The 20,487-nt window shown below is 46.9% G+C and carries 15 protein-coding genes; 12 read left to right on the forward strand and 3 right to left on the reverse strand.

The features are described 5' to 3' along the window. Positions 1 to 77 precede the first annotated feature (77 nt). The 6 genes from F0228_RS12745 to F0228_RS12770 all read left to right on the forward strand — a co-directional run bounded on the left by F0228_RS12745 (position 78) and on the right by F0228_RS12770 (position 6,641). Positions 78 to 1,088, forward strand: a complete 1,011-nt coding sequence (locus tag F0228_RS12745) for an ornithine carbamoyltransferase (protein ID WP_004737112.1) — start codon at positions 78 to 80, stop codon at positions 1,086 to 1,088. A gap of 483 nt (positions 1,089 to 1,571) precedes the next feature. Further along, positions 1,572 to 2,501, forward strand: coding sequence for an aspartate carbamoyltransferase (gene pyrB / locus F0228_RS12750; RefSeq protein WP_061033594.1), 930 nt, complete (start codon positions 1,572 to 1,574; stop codon positions 2,499 to 2,501). A gap of 15 nt (positions 2,502 to 2,516) precedes the next feature. Further along, on the forward strand, positions 2,517 to 2,981 hold the full coding sequence (pyrI, locus tag F0228_RS12755; RefSeq protein WP_004737110.1) for an aspartate carbamoyltransferase regulatory subunit: 465 nt from the start codon (positions 2,517 to 2,519) through the stop codon (positions 2,979 to 2,981). Between the two features lie 327 nt (positions 2,982 to 3,308). Next, the gene (locus F0228_RS12760; RefSeq protein ID WP_004737108.1) at positions 3,309 to 3,797 is read left to right on the forward strand and encodes an arginine repressor; all 489 of its coding nucleotides are present in this window, start codon (positions 3,309 to 3,311) and stop codon (positions 3,795 to 3,797) included. 174 nt (positions 3,798 to 3,971) lie between these two features. Beyond that, the gene (locus F0228_RS12765; RefSeq protein WP_171731003.1) at positions 3,972 to 5,801 is read left to right on the forward strand and encodes a protein-disulfide reductase DsbD; all 1,830 of its coding nucleotides are present in this window, start codon (positions 3,972 to 3,974) and stop codon (positions 5,799 to 5,801) included. A 210-nt stretch (positions 5,802 to 6,011) separates the two neighbouring features. Then, positions 6,012 to 6,641, forward strand: coding sequence for a response regulator transcription factor (locus F0228_RS12770; protein ID WP_171731002.1), 630 nt, complete (start codon positions 6,012 to 6,014; stop codon positions 6,639 to 6,641). Here the strand turns inward: F0228_RS12770 and F0228_RS12775 are convergent. Further along, positions 6,638 to 8,389, reverse strand: a complete 1,752-nt coding sequence (locus F0228_RS12775) for a potassium/proton antiporter (protein ID WP_032498445.1) — start codon at positions 8,387 to 8,389, stop codon at positions 6,638 to 6,640. The genes F0228_RS12770 and F0228_RS12775 overlap by 4 nt on opposite strands. A gap of 402 nt (positions 8,390 to 8,791) precedes the next feature. Here F0228_RS12775 and F0228_RS12780 point away from each other — a divergent pair, with 402 nt between their 5' ends. The 4 genes from F0228_RS12780 to F0228_RS12795 all read left to right on the forward strand — a co-directional run bounded on the left by F0228_RS12780 (position 8,792) and on the right by F0228_RS12795 (position 12,759). Then, positions 8,792 to 9,058: a DUF4212 domain-containing protein gene (locus tag F0228_RS12780; RefSeq protein WP_008219570.1), complete on the forward strand. Its 267-nt coding sequence runs from the start codon at positions 8,792 to 8,794 to the stop codon at positions 9,056 to 9,058. A gap of 10 nt (positions 9,059 to 9,068) precedes the next feature. After that, positions 9,069 to 10,772, forward strand: a complete 1,704-nt coding sequence (locus F0228_RS12785) for a sodium:solute symporter family protein (RefSeq protein WP_061033590.1) — start codon at positions 9,069 to 9,071, stop codon at positions 10,770 to 10,772. Positions 10,773 to 10,974: 202 nt separating this feature from the next. Next, complete coding sequence (locus F0228_RS12790) at positions 10,975 to 11,361, forward strand: hypothetical protein (protein WP_004737102.1); 387 nt, start codon at positions 10,975 to 10,977, stop codon at positions 11,359 to 11,361. 12 nt (positions 11,362 to 11,373) lie between these two features. Further along, positions 11,374 to 12,759 carry a class II fumarate hydratase gene (locus F0228_RS12795; RefSeq protein ID WP_171762289.1) on the forward strand — a complete coding sequence of 462 codons (1,386 nt, stop codon included), beginning with the start codon at positions 11,374 to 11,376 and terminating at the stop codon, positions 12,757 to 12,759. A gap of 79 nt (positions 12,760 to 12,838) precedes the next feature. Here the strand turns inward: F0228_RS12795 and F0228_RS12800 are convergent, their stop codons facing one another. Together F0228_RS12800 and F0228_RS12805 are read right to left on the reverse strand one after the other, a co-directional pair. Next, positions 12,839 to 16,270: a PAS domain-containing hybrid sensor histidine kinase/response regulator gene (locus F0228_RS12800; RefSeq protein ID WP_171762290.1), complete on the reverse strand. Its 3,432-nt coding sequence runs from the start codon at positions 16,268 to 16,270 to the stop codon at positions 12,839 to 12,841. Positions 16,271 to 16,401: 131 nt separating this feature from the next. Then, a complete protein-coding gene (locus F0228_RS12805; protein WP_171731000.1) occupies positions 16,402 to 17,583 on the reverse strand; it encodes a 3-phenylpropionate MFS transporter in 1,182 nt (393 codons plus the stop codon). Between the two features lie 232 nt (positions 17,584 to 17,815). On the opposite strand from F0228_RS12805, the gene F0228_RS12810 reads away from it, so the two are divergent. Together F0228_RS12810 and F0228_RS12815 are read left to right on the forward strand one after the other, a co-directional pair. Continuing rightward, complete coding sequence (locus tag F0228_RS12810) at positions 17,816 to 19,648, forward strand: DUF294 nucleotidyltransferase-like domain-containing protein (RefSeq protein WP_171762293.1); 1,833 nt, start codon at positions 17,816 to 17,818, stop codon at positions 19,646 to 19,648. A gap of 11 nt (positions 19,649 to 19,659) precedes the next feature. Then, positions 19,660 to 20,292, forward strand: coding sequence for a 3'-5' exonuclease (locus tag F0228_RS12815; protein WP_137406931.1), 633 nt, complete (start codon positions 19,660 to 19,662; stop codon positions 20,290 to 20,292). Positions 20,293 to 20,487 lie beyond the last annotated feature (195 nt).

The raw sequence follows: 20,487 nt of genomic DNA on the forward strand, positions 1-20,487 counted from the left end.
ACAAAAATTGAATCGCGCTTTCTTGAATTTTCTTTCCCTGTAACAGGAAAGCGCCTAAATCTAAGAAGGAATACATCATGGCTTTTAACCTACGCAATCGTAACTTCCTAAAACTACTAGATTTCACTCCACGCGAAATTCAACACTTGTTAGATCTTTCAATGGAGCTTAAAAAAGCGAAGTACAACGGTTACGAACAGCCAAAACTAACTGGCAAAAACATCGCACTTATCTTTGAGAAAACCTCAACTCGTACTCGCTGTGCGTTCGAAGTAGCAGCATTCGACCAAGGTGCTCGCGTCTCTTACTTAGGCCCATCTGGTTCTCAAATTGGCCACAAAGAATCGATGAAAGATACCGCTCGCGTTCTTGGCCGTATGTACGATGGCATTGAATACCGCGGCTTCGGTCAAGAGATTGTTGAAGAGTTAGGCGCTTACGCTGGTGTACCTGTATGGAATGGTCTGACTGACGAGTTCCACCCAACTCAAATCTTGGCAGACTTCCTGACCATGACCGAATACGGCCGTGGCAAACAGCTGCATGAAATCAAGTTTGCTTATCTAGGCGATGCTCGCAACAACATGGGTAACTCTCTAATGGTTGGCGCAGCGAAAATGGGCATGGACATTCGCCTTGTTGCTCCTAAGCAATTCTGGCCAGAAGAAGGACTATTGGCTCAATGTCGTGAAATCGCAGAGCACACTGGCGGCAAAATCACCCTAACTGAAGATGTTCAAGAAGGCGTGCAAGGTTGTGACTTCCTATACACCGACGTTTGGGTATCGATGGGTGAAGCGAAAGAAGCGTGGGCTGAGCGCATTAACCTAATGATGCCTTACCAAGTGAACATGGAAATGCTAAAGGCAACGGGCAACCCACACGTTAAATTCATGCACTGTCTGCCAGCTTTCCATGGCGAAGATACCACGGTAGGCAAACAGCTTGCGGCTGAATATCCACAGCTAAAAGACGGTGTGGAAGTGACTGATGAAGTGGTCGAGTCTGAATACTCTATCGTGTTCGATGAAGCTGAAAACCGCATGCACACCATCAAAGCTGTGATGGTTGCTACGCTAGGCAGTTAACAAACGAAACAGTTAATAAAACATAGAAGCAGAGCACTCTCTTATTTACAAACAAGTCGATAAGTTGAGTGCAATAACAGGGAAATGCGGGTGGCGTGCATGGGAGTTTTCCCTTGGATAAAACCCGCATTTTTTTTCATTCGTTTGAAAAGATTATTGCCGAAAAAAGTCGAAGTTCTTCAGCCCCAACAAAGGCTTAAAAAGAAGTGAAAACGCAGGCCAATTTGGCATAAATATCCATAAAATGAATACTTTACATAAACTATTGCGTGCTGTTTTTATCTGAGTATAATCCTCCGCAATTTGTCTAAAGAGAGCAAAAAATGAACCGCAGTTTTGTCGCACATGATTGTCAAACTACACGCCAAAGAGTGGCGTTGGTGTCATTTTTATTTTGTTCTATTGATCGTTTCGAAGCCTCCTATTTTTAGGGGGCTTTTTTTTGTCCGCAATTTGACTGTATGCATAGAAGGAAGACCCGTTATGGCGCATTCGTTATTTAATAAGCACATCATCTCCATTCCTGAGCTCTCTCGTGATGAACTGGAGCTTATCGTCGATACCGCAGCAAGGCTCAAGGCTGAACCAAATCCAGAGTTGCTGAAAAATAAAGTCGTTGCGAGCTGCTTCTTTGAGCCTTCAACTCGAACTCGTCTCTCATTCGAAACCGCAGTTCAACGCCTGGGTGGCACAGTCATCGGTTTTGATAATGGCGGTAACACATCGCTGGCTAAGAAAGGTGAAACACTTGCCGATTCAGTGCAGGTGATTTCATCTTACGTTGATGCCTTTGTGATGCGTCACCCACAAGAAGGGGCAGCACGCTTGGCGTCTGAGTTCTCTAACGGTGTTCCAGTGGTGAATGGCGGTGATGGTGCAAACCAACATCCAACTCAAACCCTACTTGACCTGTTCTCGATTTACGAAACGCAAGGCACACTCGACAACCTCAATGTGGCGTTCGTCGGCGACCTTAAATATGGCCGAACCGTGCACTCGCTGACGCAAGCACTATCAAAATTCAATAACGTACGTTTCTTCTTTATCGCACCAGAAGTATTAGCAATGCCGGATTACATCTGTGAAGAACTGGAAGAGATGGGCATTCAATACAGCACCCACAGCAGTATTGAAGAAGTGGTACCGGAACTGGATGTGCTGTACATGACTCGCGTACAGAAAGAACGCTTTGATGCGTCGGAATACGCACACATGAAATCGGCTTACATCCTCACCGCCGACACATTGAAAGAGGCTCGCCAAAACATGAAGGTGCTTCACCCACTGCCACGCGTCGACGAGATCACCACCGACGTTGATAAAACACCACACGCTTACTACTTCGAGCAAGCTGAAAATGGTGTCTACGCTCGCGAAGCCCTATTAGCCCTAGTTCTAAACGACACTTTATAAGCAGGAGACTCAGTCATGGTAAAACAAACTCAGCTACAAGTAGAAGCGATCCGCAACGGCAGCGTCATTGACCACATCCCTGCTCACCTAGGTATCAAAATCCTCAAGCTGTTCAAGATGCACAAAACCGAACAGCGCATCACCATGGGATTAAACCTGCCATCGTCCGCACTGGGGCACAAAGACCTGATCAAGATTGAGAACATCTTTCTAACCAAAGAACAGGCGAACCAATTGGCTCTGTATGCGCCACAGGCAACGGTCAATCAAATTGAAGAGTACAAGGTAGTGAACAAACTGACGCTTGTACTGCCAGAGCAAATCAACAGCGTCTTCTCATGTCCAAATAGCAACTGTATTTCACACGGTGAACCCGTTGAAAGTAGCTTTAAAGTTCAGCTAAAACAGGAAAATGTGCAGCTAAAATGCCATTACTGTGAAAAAGTATTCTCTCGCGAGATCATGAGTGAAATTCGCTAGCCCTTATCTTCATTAACACCAAGGTTAAAACCTTTCAAAATACATGGATATTTATTCCCAATGCGGAATAAATATCCACTCACCCTAAGAATAAAGCACCAAAATATAAGCAAATAACCAGAATTTTGTTTGGTGATCGCCTTCAAAAAGATAACTATCCTTTAGTGGTAGACTGAATGCATAGATGATCATACATCTCGCATACCCACCCTTCTTTACTTCAGGATTCGTCGGTAAGCCCTAATTAACAAATCGTACTCTACGGCTTTGGGAGTGCGCACGACGCTATGGACAAGCGGTATCACTGTTGACCTTAAGGAGTTGTTCATGAACCCGATCACTGAGCACGGTTGCTTGTATTCAGCTGAAGATAAAACACTGACTGCAGCGTGCAAACGCTTACTACAACAACAAAGCTTCTCAACCCAAAACCAACTGCGCGAAAAGCTAGTCGAGATCGGCTATACCGGCATTAGCCAGTCGACGGTATCTCGTATTTTGTCACAGCTCGGCGTAGTCAAAATTCAGAATGCCTGTGGTAAAAAGGTCTACTGCATTACGGTTGAAAGCGCGCCTGTACGTGTCGATGCATCCATCTCTTCGCAAATCGAATTAATCACTCATAACCAAGCAATGGTGATAGTTAAAACCCACCCAGGTTGTGCGCAGTTAGTTGCAAGATTAGTCGATATCGACCCGCATACTGAGATTATCGGTACTGTTGGCGGCAACGACACCGTGTTAATCATTCCAAAAGACACAACCAATATCGATGCTTGCGAGCAAGTAGTAAAAGCACGCTTAGGTGTGGCTTAAATGGGTTACTGGCAAGGGCTCCCTATGCCTGCTGCAAGGCTGACCCTATCTCGATTACCTAAGAAAGTGGATTTCCCGCCCTAAGGGATATTTGCTAGCCAATGAAACTAATAGCAAACTATTACGGTCTGATTGAGTTAAGATACCCATAACTCCATTAAATGACTAAATAGTATGCGACGACTTGCCACATTACTTTTTGTTTGTATTTCCCTGTTCACCCAGCCTGCGTGGGCGCTTTTTGGAAATGACAACGCCGAGCCAAGCTTCGGAGGCAATAACAACGGTTTTGTTCCTGTAGACCAAGCTTTCCCTTTCAATTACTACCAGCAAGATGGCAAGGTGCTTCTCGACTGGCAGGTAAAAGAAGGCTACTACCTCTATCAACATAGCCTCTCTTTTAGCGGCCAAAATCTCGCTATCGGTAATGTTGAGTTAGAAGATGGTAAGCCACATCAAGATGAATTCTTTGGTGAGGTGAGTGTTTATACTCAGCCGCTATTCGTACAAGTTCCCCTACAAAGTTACCAAGATGGCTCGCAGCTGATCGTTAAGTATCAAGGCTGTGCTGAGGCTGGCTTCTGCTACCCCCCAGAAACTCGCGTCATCGACATTGCACCGTTTGAAGCGGCGGGTTCAAGCGACACTGCTACCGACACTACCAGTAACCAAGCGAACAGCTCACCACAAGTTGCTTCTCCAAAAGCAGATGTGGCCAATAACACAGCACCACAATCAAGCGCACCCGTTTCAAAAGAAGCAAGCCTAGCCGATAAACTCGGTGACAGTTGGTGGACCCCATTACTGTTCTTGGCGCTCGGTGTTGGCTTAGCCTTCACACCGTGTGTTCTGCCTATGTATCCAATCCTAACGGGCATCGTGTTAGGTGGTGGCAAGCTCAGCCAAGGTCGCGCGTTGATGTTGTCCTTCATCTATGTTCAAGGTATGGCGCTCACCTACACCCTATTAGGTTTAGTGGTTGCATCTGCGGGTATGCAGTTCCAAGCTGCAATGCAACATCCTTACGTGTTGATTGCGTTGAGCGTTCTATTCGTAGCGTTAGCGATGTCGATGTTTGGCGTGTATAACCTACAACTGCCGAGCAGTGTCCAAACCTGGCTCAACAACCAAAGCAACAAACAGCAAGGCGGCAATACCTTGGGCGTATTCGCGATGGGTGCTATCTCTGGCTTGGTGTGTTCACCTTGTACTACGGCACCACTGTCGGGTGCGCTGCTGTATGTGGCTCAAAGTGGCGACCTATTTACAGGCGCGATTGCTCTGTATGCATTAGCTATGGGTATGGGCATTCCGCTAATCTTGGTTGCGGTATTTGGCAATAAGCTACTGCCAAAAGCAGGCAGCTGGATGGATAAAGTGAAGGTCGTATTCGGCTTTATCTTGTTGGCAGCACCAATCTTCCTACTAGAACGCATCATCCCAGAACTATGGGCAACCGTGCTTTGGTCTGCCCTTGGCTTCATCGCCTTCGGTTGGTTGTATCACAGCAAGAACGCACTGCCATTTGGTGGTTGGAAGCAGAGCGCTGTGGGCATCATCGCAATGCTTGGTCTGTTTGCTTCTGCTCAACCTGCACTAAATTACTGGTTTGCAGAAAAGAGCGTTGTAGTAGAACAACAGATCCAGTTTGCTCGAATCAACACCGTTGAAGAGCTTGAAATCCAGCTCATCGAAGCGAAGAAACTGGGTAAACCAGTGATGCTCGATTTCTACGCCGACTGGTGTGTGGCGTGTAAAGAGTTTGAGAAGTACACCTTCCATCAAGCAGACGTCGAGAACAAGCTGTCTGACTTCGTGTTACTTCAAGCAGACGTGACGCGAAACATGCCTCAAGACATTGAATTACTTAAACAACTGCAAGTACTTGGCTTACCAACCATTGAGTTCTGGGATAGTGAGGGTAACCATGTTCCAAATGCTCGTGTGACTGGTTTTATGCCTGCCGATGTATTCTTAAAACACATGCAAGACCACCAGCTATAACGGCAACATTGGTCTGAATGTAACACCAGACAAAGCCGCACCGCCCCTCATAACGAGATGGCAGTGCGGCTTTTTTGTTATAGCAAGAAACGCTTTCTTAGAAAGGGGATAAAAGTCGATATGGTTCAGACTTTTAATGCATAGATATTGTCCACATACTCAATCAGGATGATAATAAATATTAACTAAATTGTTAAAAGTATGGACGTCATGGACTCGACCTACACCATCATCATTGCAGATGACCACCCTCTCTTCCGCAACGCCCTATTTCAGTCGGTTCATATGGCGATCAGCGGTGCGAACCTACTTGAGGCCGACTCTCTCGACGCGTTACTGTCTCTACTTAAAAAAGAAGATGAACCCGACCTACTACTTCTCGATCTAAAAATGCCGGGAGCCAATGGAATGTCAGGTCTGATTCAGCTTCGTGCAGAATACCCAGATCTACCGATTGTCGTGATCTCGGCAAGTGAGGACGCTAGCGTGGTCACTCAAGTGAAAAGTCATGGTGCGTTTGGTTTTATTCCAAAGTCGAGTGACATGCGTGAATTGGTGAGTGCACTGAATCAAGTGCTGAATGGCGACCCATTCTTCCCTGAAGGGCTGATAACAAACAATGCGGCTTGTAGCGACCTTGCGGAAAAAATTGCCACACTGACGCCACAACAATACAAGGTGCTAGGGATGCTTTCCGACGGCCTGCTGAACAAACAAATCGCCTATGAATTGAATGTTTCGGAAGCGACCATCAAGGCGCACATGACAGCCATCTTCCGAAAACTGGACGTAAAAAACCGAACTCAAGCGGTTATCTTACTGCAAGAAGTCCATAATTAAGCGCCGCTGATATCCTCTTCTAAAGTCGTCTTAGGCAAACATAAACCTAGCTTGACGACTTTATGATCTTCTATCTCTGCAACCACCCAATTGATGTCATGCCACTCGAAGCTATCACCCAATACTGGATGAGGGCCGAGTTCGCGTTCAGCCAGTTGTTTTAGCGTCATCTCACGCTCTTCTTCAGAACCAAGCTCGATGCCATAACAGTCACTCACCGCAGCAATCGACAAGCCAACCTCAAGGAAGAAATCGCCAAAGAATCGTGCAGCCTCTTCAGCCTCCGGCGCCTCACTGAACAGCTCACTTAAGCTGTCTAGGTCTTTGTCTTGACCAAGCACACAAAGAATATCGTTCGCTTCTAACACTGTGCTACCCGATGGGTGAAGCAAAGCGTCTTGTCGAAACAGTGCAGTAATACGTGTGCCTTCTGGCATCGATAAGCGCTTAAGCGGCTCACCGACACACCACTTCTCTTCTTTCAACTTGTAGACAAACATCTCCCACTCACTGGTCGGGTAGATCTCGATACCAGTGCGTGAAACAGGTGTCGGCGTTGGTGGTAAGGTAACTTGAGCCAGCCTCGCCACTTTCATCAAGCTGCCACCTTGAACAATCAGCGACACCATAACCACGAAGAATGCGATATTGAAATACAGCTGAGCATTAGGCAGACCAGCCATCATCGGGAACACAGCCAAAATGATCGGCACCGCACCACGTAACCCAACCCAAGAAACAAACCAACGCTCCTTGGTGGTAAAGCTTCTAAACGGTAGCAAGCCCAACCAAACAGACAGCGGACGTGCAAACAAAATCATACCGAAAGCCAATGCTAGCGCAGGCAGAGCAATGTCCATCAGTGTCGATGGCGTCACCAGTAAACCCAACACCAAGAACATCACGATTTGGCTTAACCACGTCATGCCATCAAGGACATTGAGAATCGAGTGTCGAGAGCGTGTTGGACGATTACCAATAAACAAGCCCACAAGGTAAATAGACAAGATACCACTGCCGCCAAGCATGTTAGAGAAAGCAAACAGAGCCACACCGCCGCTAAGTACCAGAATAGAGTAAAGACCATCAGCCAACTGTACTCGGTTGATGAGACTCCACAGAACCCAACCACCACCAAGGCCGATAAGCGTGCCAACACCAAATTGCATCGCGAAGCTTTTCAGCAGGAAGTTCATCCCCATCTCGGCATCTGGGGTGCCAAGTAGTGCGATTAAGGTCACCGTTAAGAAGACCGCCATAGGGTCGTTGGTACCCGATTCGATCTCTAGAGTTGAGCCAACACGCTCGTTGAGGCTCTGCCCTTTGAGCAGAGAAAATACCGCCGCTGCATCGGTTGAGCCCACAATAGCGCCCACTAGAATGCCTTGCATCAGTGATAGATCGAATAGCCAAGCCGCCATTAAGCCGGTGAGAGTGGCAGTACAAGCCACACCTATCGTGGCTAACGACAGCGAAGGCCAAAACGCAACCTTGAAACTCGCCACCTTGGTGCGCATACCGCCATCCAGTAAGATCACAGCAAGTGCAAGGTTACTCACCAAGTAAGTTAATGAATAATCATCAAAATTGATGCCGCCGGGACCATCTTCACCCGCCAACATACCAACAAACAAAAAGATCAAAAGAATCGGAACGCCCAATCGTGAGGACACTTGTGAGAAAAGCACACTGATGGCGATGAGCACGGCACCAGTTAAAAATAAGTGATTAATAGTTATTGCGTCCAATTCATTCCCCCCAAAGAATAAAACTCGTGATTTAAGCATGTAGAATTTCTGCCATTAAGCAAGAAAAGGGCTCTAAAAGCAGCGTAATTACTATAACAAACTTATATTTCCCTTAGTGTCATAAGCAGGACTAAATACTGGTTATCTGTCATTTAGTTGTTAAATTTTATTACTCACTCATTAATTCCCCCCTTTTTGTTAGACTTTTGGCTAATTTAACAACCTTGTAACATCACATTTTTATATAGTTTTGTCTCCCGACTCCCATATTTCAGTGGATTAGGGCTAAAACTGTCCCTACTAAAGTTGCACAGATCCCTTGACTTATCCTTGCTACATTTCAAATCGTAACATTACGTTAACACAACGACATTCTACGGAAACGGAATAAAGGAGAAGGCAATGGCGTTCGAATCTACGGAACATGCTCAAGCCTACTGGAAGGAAAACTTGGGAATTATGGGAACACTGCTCGCGATCTGGTTCGCAGTGTCTTACGGCGCAGGCATCTTATTTGTTGATGCCCTTAACACCGTTCAGTTTGGCGGGTTTAAGCTAGGCTTTTGGTTCGCTCAACAAGGTTCGATATACACCTTCGTGGCGCTGATATTCATTTACGTTGTCCGCATGAATGCGCTCGACAAAAAATACAACGTACAGGAAGACTAGAGGCTAGAACATGGATATTCAAACTTGGACGTTTATTCTCGTCGGTATCACTTTCGCACTGTATATCGGCATCGCAATCTGGGCTCGCGCAGGGTCTACCAGTGAATTCTACGTTGCGGGCGGTGGTGTACACCCTGTAGCAAACGGTATGGCGACAGCCGCTGACTGGATGTCGGCAGCGTCATTCATCTCAATGGCAGGTATCATCTCATTCGTTGGTTACGACGGTGCGGTTTACCTAATGGGCTGGACAGGTGGTTATGTACTACTTGCGCTATGTTTAGCACCTTACCTACGTAAGTTCGGTCAGTTTACGGTTCCTGATTTTATCGGCGAACGTTACTACTCGAAAACAGCACGTATGGTAGCGGTATTCTGTGCAATCTTCGTATCATTCACATACGTTGCAGGTCAAATGCGTGGTGTGGGCGTAGTATTCTCTCGTTTCCTAGAGGTCGACATTAACCTAGGTATCATCATTGGTATGGGTATTGTGTTCTTCTACGCAGTACTTGGTGGCATGAAAGGCATCACTTATACGCAGGTAGCTCAATTCTGTGTCCTCATTTTCGCCTTCCTTGTTCCAGCAATCTTCACGTCAATCATGATGACAGGTAACCCGCTTCCACAAGTTGGTATGGGTTCAACGATTTCAGGCACAGACGTTTACCTACTCGATAAACTGGATGGACTGACTGAAGAGCTCGGATTTACCGCCTATACCGAAGGTAACAAGAGCATGGTGGATGTATTCTTCATCTGTGCAGCTCTAATGGTGGGTACTGCAGGTCTTCCACACGTAATCATCCGTTTCTTCACAGTACCGAAAGTACGTGATGCTCGTATCTCAGCAGGTTGGGCACTACTGTTCATCTCATTGCTATACACAACAGCACCAGGCGTTGCAGCATTCGCTCGTGTAAACATGATTGAAACGATTAACGGCCCAGACATGCAAGGTGTCGCAGCAGCAGACGCACCTAGCTGGTACAAAAACTGGGAAAGCACTGGTCTAGTAGGTTGGGAAGATAAGAACGGCGATGGCAAAATGTTCTACTCGGGCGATGAGCGCAACGAGATGAAGATTAACCGTGACATCATCGTACTGGCTTCTCCAGAACTAGCAAAACTACCAAACTGGGTTGTAGCGCTACTGGCAGCCGGTGGCCTAGCAGCCGCACTATCAACAGCCGCTGGTCTACTATTGGTAATCTCAACATCGATTTCACATGACTTGTTGAAGAAAGGCTTCAGACCAAACATGACCGACAAGCAGGAACTACTAGCCGCTCGTTTGGCAGCAATGGTCGCGATTATCGGTGCAGGTTACTTGGGTATTAACCCACCAGGCTTTGTTGCTCAGGTAGTAGCGTTTGCCTTCGGCTTAGCCGCAGCATCCTTCTTCCCAGCAATCATCCTAGGTATCTTCTACAAGAAGATGAACAAGGAAGGTGCGATTGCAGGTATGTTGACAGGTATTGCCTTCACAGCAAGCTACATCATCTACTTCAAGTTCGTTAACCCAGCAGCAAGCACACCTGAAAACTGGTGGTTTGGTATCAGCCCAGAAGGCATCGGTACGCTAGGTATGTGTCTAAACTTCGTAGTTTCAATTGCGGTAAACAAGGTAACTGCTGAAGTACCACAAGACGTACAAGAGATGGTTGAAAACATCCGTTACCCGAAAGGTGCAGGTGAAGCTCACGACCACTAAGCATGACCTCGAAACAAAGATGTTTAGCAAAAAATGAATCAGTACTTACATTGTAGGGATTAGGTACTGAATCTCAGAAAGCCGATACGTTATGTATCGGCTTTTTTCTTTTGCCTACCGTTTTATAAAAACAGAAACAAAGGGTTGTTTTTAAACCTCTGTTTGATAATAATTATCATTAACATCCAATATAGAGATGAAAATGATGATGAAAGAGCAGCAGGTTCTCTATTCGAGGTTCTACAAAGCGCAGGATCGCTTTACCTCCTCAGAGCAAGTTCACGGGCACGAGCCGTTTGTAATTCGAGACTACATCGAGTGTGCACAAACGCTTGCCGCATACTATGAAAAACACGCCGCCCAAGAAAACATCTTGCTGTGCGAGCTGTACCTGCGCCAAGTTTTCTTCCATCTGATTGAAGCGATTGAGTCACCTGAGCGCAGTTTTACCTTTCGTCATATCTGCCTAGACTCAATTCACTCACCACTATTTTATCTAAAACGCCACTACTGCCAGCAACCACATGGCCAAGCGCGTTTTTTGAATCTCAGCCAGACACTACAACAAGTCCAAGCCCCACTTGGCTAACAAGGATAGAAGATGACCCTACAATATCGAATTGAAAAAGACAGCATGGGAGAAGTAAAAGTCCCTGCTGATGCGCTGTATCAAGCACAAACTCAACGTGCCGCAGATAACTTCGCGTTTAGCTCCCACAAAATGCCCACCAGCTTTATTCAAGCACTGGCATTCATTAAACAAGCCGCTGCTGACACCAATGCTCAATTAGGCTTATTGGAAGGCGATATTGCCAATGCGATCGCTGACGCGAGCCAAGAGATCATTGATGGTAAACATCTCGATCAATTCCCGATCGATGTCTACCAAACCGGCTCTGGTACTAGCTCCAACATGAATGCCAACGAAGTGATTGCAACACTCGCTTCAAGAAGTTTGCAAGGCGACGTGAACCCGAACGATCACGTCAACATGGGACAAAGCAGTAACGATGTGGTACCAACCGCGATTCAAGTCAGTGTCGCACTCACTGCTGAAAACAAGCTGCTACCAGCACTAACCCACCTGTCTGAAGCCCTGAACGTTAAACAGCAAGAGCTTGCCGAGGTAGTGAAAACCGGCCGTACTCACCTAATGGATGCGATGCCGATTACCTTTGCTCAAGAATTAGGTGGCTGGAAGTTCCAGATTGAACACGCTAAGCAAGCCATTGAAAGCACCCTGCCCGCTATTAAAGCGCTTGCTCAAGGTGGAACGGCGGTAGGTACAGGCATCAATGCTGACCCTCGCTTTGCCGATAAGTTTGCAAGTAACCTGTCGCAGTCGACAAAGATCAGCTTTAACTCGAGTGAAAACTTCTTTTTCAACCTCAGCAGTCAAGACGCGATCGTTGCCTTTTCGGGTCAGCTCAAAACTGCAGCAGTTGCGATCATGAAGATCGCAAACGATCTTCGCTGGATGAACTCTGGTCCATTAGCTGGCTTAGGAGAAATTGAATTGCAGGCGCTACAACCAGGCTCATCTATCATGCCGGGCAAGGTGAACCCTGTAATACCAGAAGCTGCAGCGATGGCGGCAGCGCAGGTGATTGGTAACGACACCACCATTACGGTAGCGGGCCAATCTGGCAACTTCCAACTGAATGTGATGCTACCAGTGATTGCTCATAACGTATTAGAAAGTATCGAGCTTTTAGCTAACAGTTCAGTCGCGCTAGCAGATAAAGCGGTTGCAACCTTCACGGTGCGCCAAGACAATCTTGATTTAGCGCTTTCAAAGAATCCTATTTTGGTGACTGCACTTAATCCTGTGATTGGTTACCTAAAGGCAGCAGATATTGCCAAGAAAGCTTACAAAGAGGGTTTACCTATCCTTGATGTTGCCGAGCGAGAAACCGATCTTAGCCGAGAAGAACTCAGCAAGCTGCTTGACCCAACCGCGCTCACTCAAGGTGGTATCGCAGGTTAAAACCAGTAACTCATAACAAGTCTACCGGATCGAAAAAGGCCTCATCAGAGGCCTTATTAGGATCTAATAATGACTTAAATTAACTCACACGATTCAACACTGCTCTGAGTTTTAGTGGTTTCACTGGCTTGGCAATAAAGCTAAAGCTGTTGGCCTTTATCGCCGCCAACATGTCATCGGTTCTATCGGCACTAATGATGACCCCTTCAAAGGAATCTCCAAGGCGCAAGCGACACTGTTGCAACACCTCAAGCCCTGTTCGCCCATTATCGAGGCGGTAATCAGAAAAGATCACATCGGGTTTCCAGTCACCATCGAGGCACTTCAAACTCTCGACCAAATCAACTGCCGTTTTAACCTCACAACCCCAGCGACCAATCAGGTTCTCCATACCAACCAAAATCTCTCGTTCATTATCAACACACAAGATTTTAAGGTGCTCGATGTCACTGCTCGCCACTGACGCAGTAGCTTGCACAACCGGAGCCACTTGTTCCGCTCTTGCTAAGGTTATAGAGAAAACACTGCCTTGCTCCGGCCATGAGCGCATCGATATTTGATGACCAAGCACATGAGCAATACCTTTAGAAATCGCAAGGCCAAGCCCTAAGCCTTGATCGGAACGCACTTGGCTACCACGAGTAAACTCTTCGAAGATCTCTTGTTGCTTGTCCTCATCAATACCGGTTCCGTTATCCCACACATCGATTCGCACCTGCCCGTTGACTCGTCTTGCTCCCAGCACCACTTTCCCCTCTGGGTTATAGCGGAAAGCGTTAGTCAAAAAGTTCTGAATCACACGCCTTAACAGCTTAGGGTCAGAATGAATAAACAGGGATGATGGGATCATCTTGAAATCAATTTTTTGCTGCGTCGCTAAGGCGCTAAATTCAGCATTCAAGTTAGCGAGCACATCATGCACCGCAATGGCGTGAATGTTAGTTTCCAGCTTGCCGGACTCTAATCGTGAGATATCCAACAAATCACCAATCAAGTCCTCTGCCGCACCCAGTGCACTTTCAATATGGGATGAAAGCTGCTTCACCTCTTGCTCTTTTGCTACCTCCGAAAGTGACGAAGCAAACAAGCGCGCCGCATTAAGTGGCTGCATCAAATCGTGGCTTACTGCCGCCAAGAAACGACTCTTAGATTGCGATTCTTGATCAGAAATTTGTGTCGCCTTGACCAAGCGATGATTGAGTTTTTCGAGTTCTTGAGTTCGTTCGTGCACTCTTGATTCCAAGCTTTCATTGGCGTCTTTTAGTGCCTGTTCTGCTTGTCTGAATACCGTGATATCGGTAAAGCTCATCACAAAGCCGCCGCTTGGCATTGGATTGCCTTGCACCTCAATCACGCGACCATCAGGGCGAATGCGAGAAGAGGTGTGTCGTGTACCTTGCTCCAAATGATAAACACGGCGACGCACATGATCTTCAGGGTCACCCGGACCACACAAACCTTGCTGAGCATTGTGGCGAATCACATCGGAGATCGGCCTGCCCACTTGTATCAAGCCAGCAGGGAATTCAAACAGTTCTAAGTAACGCTGATTCCATGCCACCAGCCTCATCTGTTTATCAACCACTGCAATACCTTGACCAATATGCTCAATCGCACCTTGTAGCAAGCCACGACTGAAATCGTACAACTCAGAGGCTTCATCAACGATGGTCGCCACTTCTTCAAGCTGCATATTTCGGCCCTGCAGAGCGGAAGTGAGTACTAACTTAGCAGAGGAGGCTCCAAACACACCCGCCAGTACACGCTCAGCATGTCGAATCAAGCTTGCTGGCGCTTGTTGATTAGGAAGCAGCGGTTGACCGTGTTGCTGCCAGTAACTTTGGATAGCGCTTTTCGCTCGCTTTCGACCGACAAACCGAGATGCCAACATCTCTAGTTCAGCCACGGTTACACGGCTTTGATAAAGGCTAATGTTCTCATTTTCAGGCAGCGGCGTACCAACAAATGCCGCCGATTGTAAGCGCTCACTTAGGCTTGGTCTGGTCGAAATAGAAACCACGGCATAACACAAAGTATTGAGCACAATACTCAGCACTATCCCCCAGTTTGAACTGCTAATATCCCAACTACTGAGTAACTCTGGTGGTGTGATGATCCACAGCAGCAAGTTACTTTGACTGTCGCCAGCCAACATACTGGTTTGACTCATCAAGGTAATGAGCCAAATCACCGAGCCAACCATTAAACCGACATAAACACCCTTGCGATTACCCGGACGCCAGTACAAACCACCAATCAGTGCCGGAGCAAATTGAGCAATCGCCGCAAACGAAAGGAAGCCAATCGCAGACAAGGAATGAATGGTATCGAGCGCCTGATAGAACAACCAAGCACCAAGTAGAAGCAATAAAATAAGCCCACGACGAATCACCAATAGTAACCCAGAGAAGTGGCGATGAGTCCTTTGGGTGAGTCGCATACGGCGCAGCAATAGCGGCATCACTAAATCGTTCGACACCATGATCGCCAACGCGATGGTCGACACAATTACCATACCACTAGCAGCAGATGTACCACCAAGGAACGCAAGCAAGGCAATATGATTGGCGCCTTCAGCCATCGGCAGACTGATCACATACGTATCTGCAGGCATGCTCGGAAGCAGCCCTTGCCCCGCCCATGCAATTGGCAGAACAAACAGCCCCATCAAAATCAGATAAAGCGGAAATAACCAGCGAGCGGTATGCAGATCTTGAGGGCGTTCATTCTCAACAACCATGGTATGAAACTGGCGTGGTAAACAGACAATCGCCAACATGGTCAAAACAGTATGGATAATTAAGGTCGGAATATTCGGCGACTCATAAGTGCTCGCTGCCACGTCTAGCAGGTCAATCTTGTCGCTGCTCATCGCCAGATACATGATAAATAGACCAACAATCAAAAATGCCGCCAACTTAACTATGGACTCAAACGCCACCGCCATCATCATGCCGCGGTGATGCTCCGTGTTATCAATGTGCCTTGTACCAAACAGCATGGTAAAAATGGCCAGCGCACCGACCACAAACCAAGAAACATGGTAATCCTGATAGCCAAAATCTTGAGCCAGACTCGGGGCAACGATATCCAACCCCATGGTGATACCACGTAGTTGCAGCGCGATATAAGGAAGAATACCGACGACAGCAATCACGGTGACAGCCACCGCCAAGCCTTGGGATTTTCCGTAGCGAGCCGCGATAAAGTCGGCAATTGAGGTGATATGTTCCCGCTTCGCGATCAGAATCAGTCGCGCTAAGATCCGCCACCCAAGGGTGAAGACCAAAATCGGTGCAAGATAGATGGGTAAGAAAGACCAAGGGTTATTGCTCGCCTGACCCACCGTTCCATAGAAGGTCCACGAGGTACAATACACCGCAATAGAAAGGCTATAGATCCACGGTCGCCAACGCGATAGCCAGCGAACCTGCCTGTCTCCATACCAAGCGATCAGAAATAACACGCCCAAGTAGGCTAAAGAGACTGGAATTACTACCCATCCTTGCATTGAAAACCCTTTCTTCATCCATAAAAAAACCTCTCCATAAGGGAGAGGTTTCATTTAACTAAGGATGAGTCATTAACTCAATCGCATCGCTTAAATTCTGTGCTTTAGACTCTAATAATCACGATTGGTGATCAGCTATGAACTTCTGACTCGGGTTGATTAACTTCAACCACAGAGCTTCTTTCATCAAGCTTGATAAACAGGGCAATTGCACCCATCGCAGCCATTCCCCAGAAGATATTCGCACCCCACAATTCGTAGCCCCAGCCACTTAGGGTCGTCATTAATGCGATAAAGGCGCCAAGTGGTATCGCATTGTAAAGTGCCTGCAGTGCCACCATTTTGTTCGACTCTTGAGACTGAATGTATTGAATCGCAGCGATATGTGCCATCGCAAATGTCACCCCATGCAGCAGCTGGGCCACTATTAATACTGGAATCGCAGTCGTTGATGCCGTAATACCCCAACGAGCCATTACTCCGATACCAGCAATCACAAACAAAGTGCGTAACGATAATCCAGCAAACAGTCGCTTGCTCAGAGCAAATACTGCCACCTCAGCAACCACAGCCAAGCTCCACAGATAACCGATGATCGCCTCAGAGTGCCCCGCCTCTTTCCAGTAAATCGCACTAAAGCTGTAATACGCAGCGTGGCTTCCTTGAAGCAGTGCCATCAATGCAAGAAACTTCACTACCGATGATTCACGTAATAGTTGACCAAGTTTAGGTCTTTCAGCCACTTGCTCTGATTCTGTCACTGGCATTACGTTCGGGTTTCTCATCGCGAACAATAAAGACACTAACACCCCTGCCAGCGCAGTATACAAAATCATATCCGTGCCAAATTCAGCCACCAGATAACCAACCACGGTAGAGCCCGCAATAAATGCCACTGATCCCCACAAACGTGTACGTCCGTAATCGAGCATTTTGAGACGGCTGTAATGGTTCGCCATTGCATCAGAAAGCGGAATAATCGGTCCATAGCAGAGGTTGAACATCACCGTTGCTAGCAGCATCAATAAAAAGCTACCACCAGTAAAGAAATGGAAACCAACGAATAATAGCGCTACAAAACTGAGGCAACGCAATGCTGGCATTAAATGCTCAACTTTATAGATACGTGGTGTTATTACAAAGTTGGCAACACAACGCGTAGCCAAACCCACACCAATCAATACGCCAATGTCCCCTGCAGACACACCTTGCTCTTCAAACCACAGCGCCCAAAATGGCAAATAAACGCCATAGGCAAAAAAGAAACCAAGAAAATACTGGGATATCCAGCCATAAGGGGAAGGATTAAACATAGGCGACCTATAAAAATGTGTGGAACAAGGAAGCGCCAATTATGCCTAGGTCACAAAAGATGAAAAAGGGAATTATTGCGGGGATAGCATTCCCATATTCAATAAATATCTCTGTCGTATTTAACTCAAAAATCCAACGTGCAAAAGTCGCAACTCTCTCATTTAGACTAAAGTCGTCTGGAGCTTCGCTGGTAATTTGTCACACTAAAAAGAGACTCTCACTCCCTTGCGATTGCTTATGCCTGACAAATTTAATATGCAGCACCCGCCCTTCGATAGCTTGTCTGAAGCGGAACAGTTAACGCTACGCTCAGCTTTAGATGTGGTTTACTACCGAGCACACGAAGTGATATTGGAGGCCGACCGCCCGAGCCGCCACCTGCATATTCTGATTAAAGGGGCCGTCGAAGAGCGCGCTAGCAGTGACGGAGAGATCTATGCGCACTATGCCAATGACGATATTTTCGATGTGCGCAGCCAGTTTGAGCCTCATACCAAACATCAATATATCGCATTAGAAGATACCTTAAGTTACCTATTGCCAAACGACGTTTTTCTTGAGCTATACCACGCCAACGGCCAGTTTGCCGCTTACTTCGATAGTAACCTCTCGACCCGAAAAGCATTGATTGAAGCCGCTCAGCAACAGCAGAATCTTGCTGAGTTCATACTGACCAAAGTCGACGACTCGATTTACCACCCACCCCTGATACTTGAACCTGACCAACCTATCAATCAAGTCACTCAAACCCTTAAAGAACAAGGCTTAGACTCGGCCTTGGTTCATTTGGAACATGATGATCCAAAAGCTTTTAGATCATCATGTTCCTTTCCGTACGGAATCGTCACACGGACCAATTTATTACACGCGGTGATGCTTGATGATCGCCCGCTCGATACACCTGTCGGCGAGATAGCAACCTACCCTGTTTTGCATGTTAATCATGGTGACTTCTTATTTAACGCCATGATCACCATGACAAGGAATCGTGTAAAAAGGCTGATGGTTTGTGATGGGTTAAATGCGGTCGGCATGGTGGATATGACGCAAATACTCAGTGCGTTCTCCACTCACTCGCATGTTCTTACTTTGCGTATCGCTCGAGCCACCAGCATTGAAGAATTGGCCCTGGCCTCCAACAAGCAACGTCAATTGGTCGAAAGCCTGCTCAATAATGGTATTCGCACACGTTTCATCATGGAGCTAATTTCAGCCGTAAATGAACAGATTATAGAGAAGGCGTTTGAGTTGGTTATCCCGCCAGCGCTACACAACCATTGCTGCCTCATCGTGTTAGGCTCAGAAGGTCGCGGAGAACAGATACTCAAAACCGATCAAGACAATGCGTTGATCATTCAAGACGGATTAGAGTGGCACCAATGCCAAAACGCCATGAATGATCTCACTCATACGTTGCAACAGTTAGGTTATCCACTGTGTCCTGGCAACGTCATGGTCAACAACCCGAAGTGGGTTCACTCAGAACAAGAATGGAAACAAACTCTCACCAGTTGGGTAAGAAAAGCGACGCCAGATACGGTGATGGATATTGCCATCATGGCGGATGCACATGCTGTTGCAGGCAATAGAGACCTGTTACTCCCCGTTAAGCAGCACTTGAGTGATTTGATGCTCGGACAGGAATTGATTCTGACCGAGTTCTGCCGCCCTGCCCTAAACTTCTCAGTTCCCCTGACCCTGTTTGGTAATGTGAAACAGTCCAAGTCCGGACTCGACATCAAACAAGGTGGTATTTTCCCTATAGTGCATGGTGTTAGAGCACTGAGCCTTGAGCACGGCGTGACGGTCAATAACACCTTTGAACGCATCGAGCATCTCGTAAATAAGAAGGTACTAGAGCAAAGCACCGCGGATAACCTCAGTGAAGCGCTCAAGCAGTTTTTTAAGTGGCGTTTATCACAACGCCTGTCGCAACAGCACAGCAGCAATAAAATCGACGTCAAACTAATGGAGCGAGCAGATCGAGATCTGCTTCGTCATAGCCTGCACGTGGTTAAGAAATTCAAGCAATGGCTCGGCTACCACTATCAGATAAGGGACTAGGCGATTGCACGATGAATAGACTGGTTCGCTATTACTGGCATCACAAGCTCAAAGGCTCTCCGCATCAGCCTCTGTTTACTGCGCCTCTTCATCAAGAATATGTCTCACTCGATTGTGAAACCACCAGCCTAGACCCTAATCAGGCGGAATTAGTCACTATTGCCGCGACCAAGATCATCGGTAACCGCATCATCACCAGTAAGCCCTTCGAAGTTAGATTACGAGCCCCTCAATCGCTCGACTGCAATTCAATAAAAATCCACCGCATCCGCCATCAAGACCTCAAACACGGAATCGAAGAGAAACAAGCCCTAATTGAACTGCTAAGCTTCATTGGTAATCGTCCTTTAGTCGGCTATCACATCCGCTATGACAAAAAAATTCTCGACCGCGCCTGTTTAAAACAACTCGGATTTCCGCTGCCTAACCGATTAATCGAAGTGAGCCAACTCTATCAAGACAAACTCGAAAGACAGCTGCCCAATGCCTATTTCGACCTCAGCATGGATGCGATTTGCCGCCAGCTCGACTTACCAATTCCAGTCAATAAACATGATGCATTACAAGATGCTATCTCTGCTGCGCTGATCTTTGTCCGCCTGAAACATGGTGATCTGCCCCGCTTCAACTCTTCGTACACCTAATTCAATCCTTGCAGCTCGACATAGAGAGCAACATCTCAAAAATGAACTTAACTCGCTATTTTGTAAGTGAAAAGCGGCGTCTCATCCTAAAGTCTAATTGTGGAAATCGCCGTCCTAGCCGAGAGTGATAACACAAAGACGGTTCTGTAATAGACCTAGAAACTGAACACAAAGGAAGTTGCCAGTTCATTAGGA

Source organism: Vibrio sp. 99K-1, from assembly GCF_013114585.1.
GTDB classification, from domain to species: domain Bacteria; phylum Pseudomonadota; class Gammaproteobacteria; order Enterobacterales; family Vibrionaceae; genus Vibrio; species Vibrio chagasii_B.

Excerpts from the sequence above, each read along its gene's own strand:
- F0228_RS12800 (WP_171762290.1), bottom strand. The coding sequence starts at position 16,270 with ATGCAAGGATGGGTAGTAATTCCAGTCTCTTTAGCCTACTTGGGCGTG.
- F0228_RS12765 (WP_171731003.1), top strand. The coding sequence starts at position 3,972 with ATGCGACGACTTGCCACATTACTTTTTGTTTGTATTTCCCTGTTCACC.
- F0228_RS12795 (WP_171762289.1), top strand. The coding sequence starts at position 11,374 with ATGACCCTACAATATCGAATTGAAAAAGACAGCATGGGAGAAGTAAAA.
- F0228_RS12815 (WP_137406931.1), top strand. The coding sequence starts at position 19,660 with ATGAATAGACTGGTTCGCTATTACTGGCATCACAAGCTCAAAGGCTCT.
- pyrI (WP_004737110.1), top strand. The coding sequence starts at position 2,517 with ATGGTAAAACAAACTCAGCTACAAGTAGAAGCGATCCGCAACGGCAGC.
- F0228_RS12770 (WP_171731002.1), top strand. The coding sequence starts at position 6,012 with ATGGACTCGACCTACACCATCATCATTGCAGATGACCACCCTCTCTTC.
- F0228_RS12780 (WP_008219570.1), top strand. The coding sequence starts at position 8,792 with ATGGCGTTCGAATCTACGGAACATGCTCAAGCCTACTGGAAGGAAAAC.
- F0228_RS12790 (WP_004737102.1), top strand. The coding sequence starts at position 10,975 with ATGATGATGAAAGAGCAGCAGGTTCTCTATTCGAGGTTCTACAAAGCG.
- F0228_RS12745 (WP_004737112.1), top strand. The coding sequence starts at position 78 with ATGGCTTTTAACCTACGCAATCGTAACTTCCTAAAACTACTAGATTTC.
- F0228_RS12785 (WP_061033590.1), top strand. The coding sequence starts at position 9,069 with ATGGATATTCAAACTTGGACGTTTATTCTCGTCGGTATCACTTTCGCA.
- pyrB (WP_061033594.1), top strand. The coding sequence starts at position 1,572 with ATGGCGCATTCGTTATTTAATAAGCACATCATCTCCATTCCTGAGCTC.
- F0228_RS12805 (WP_171731000.1), bottom strand. The coding sequence starts at position 17,583 with ATGTTTAATCCTTCCCCTTATGGCTGGATATCCCAGTATTTTCTTGGT.
- F0228_RS12760 (WP_004737108.1), top strand. The coding sequence starts at position 3,309 with ATGAACCCGATCACTGAGCACGGTTGCTTGTATTCAGCTGAAGATAAA.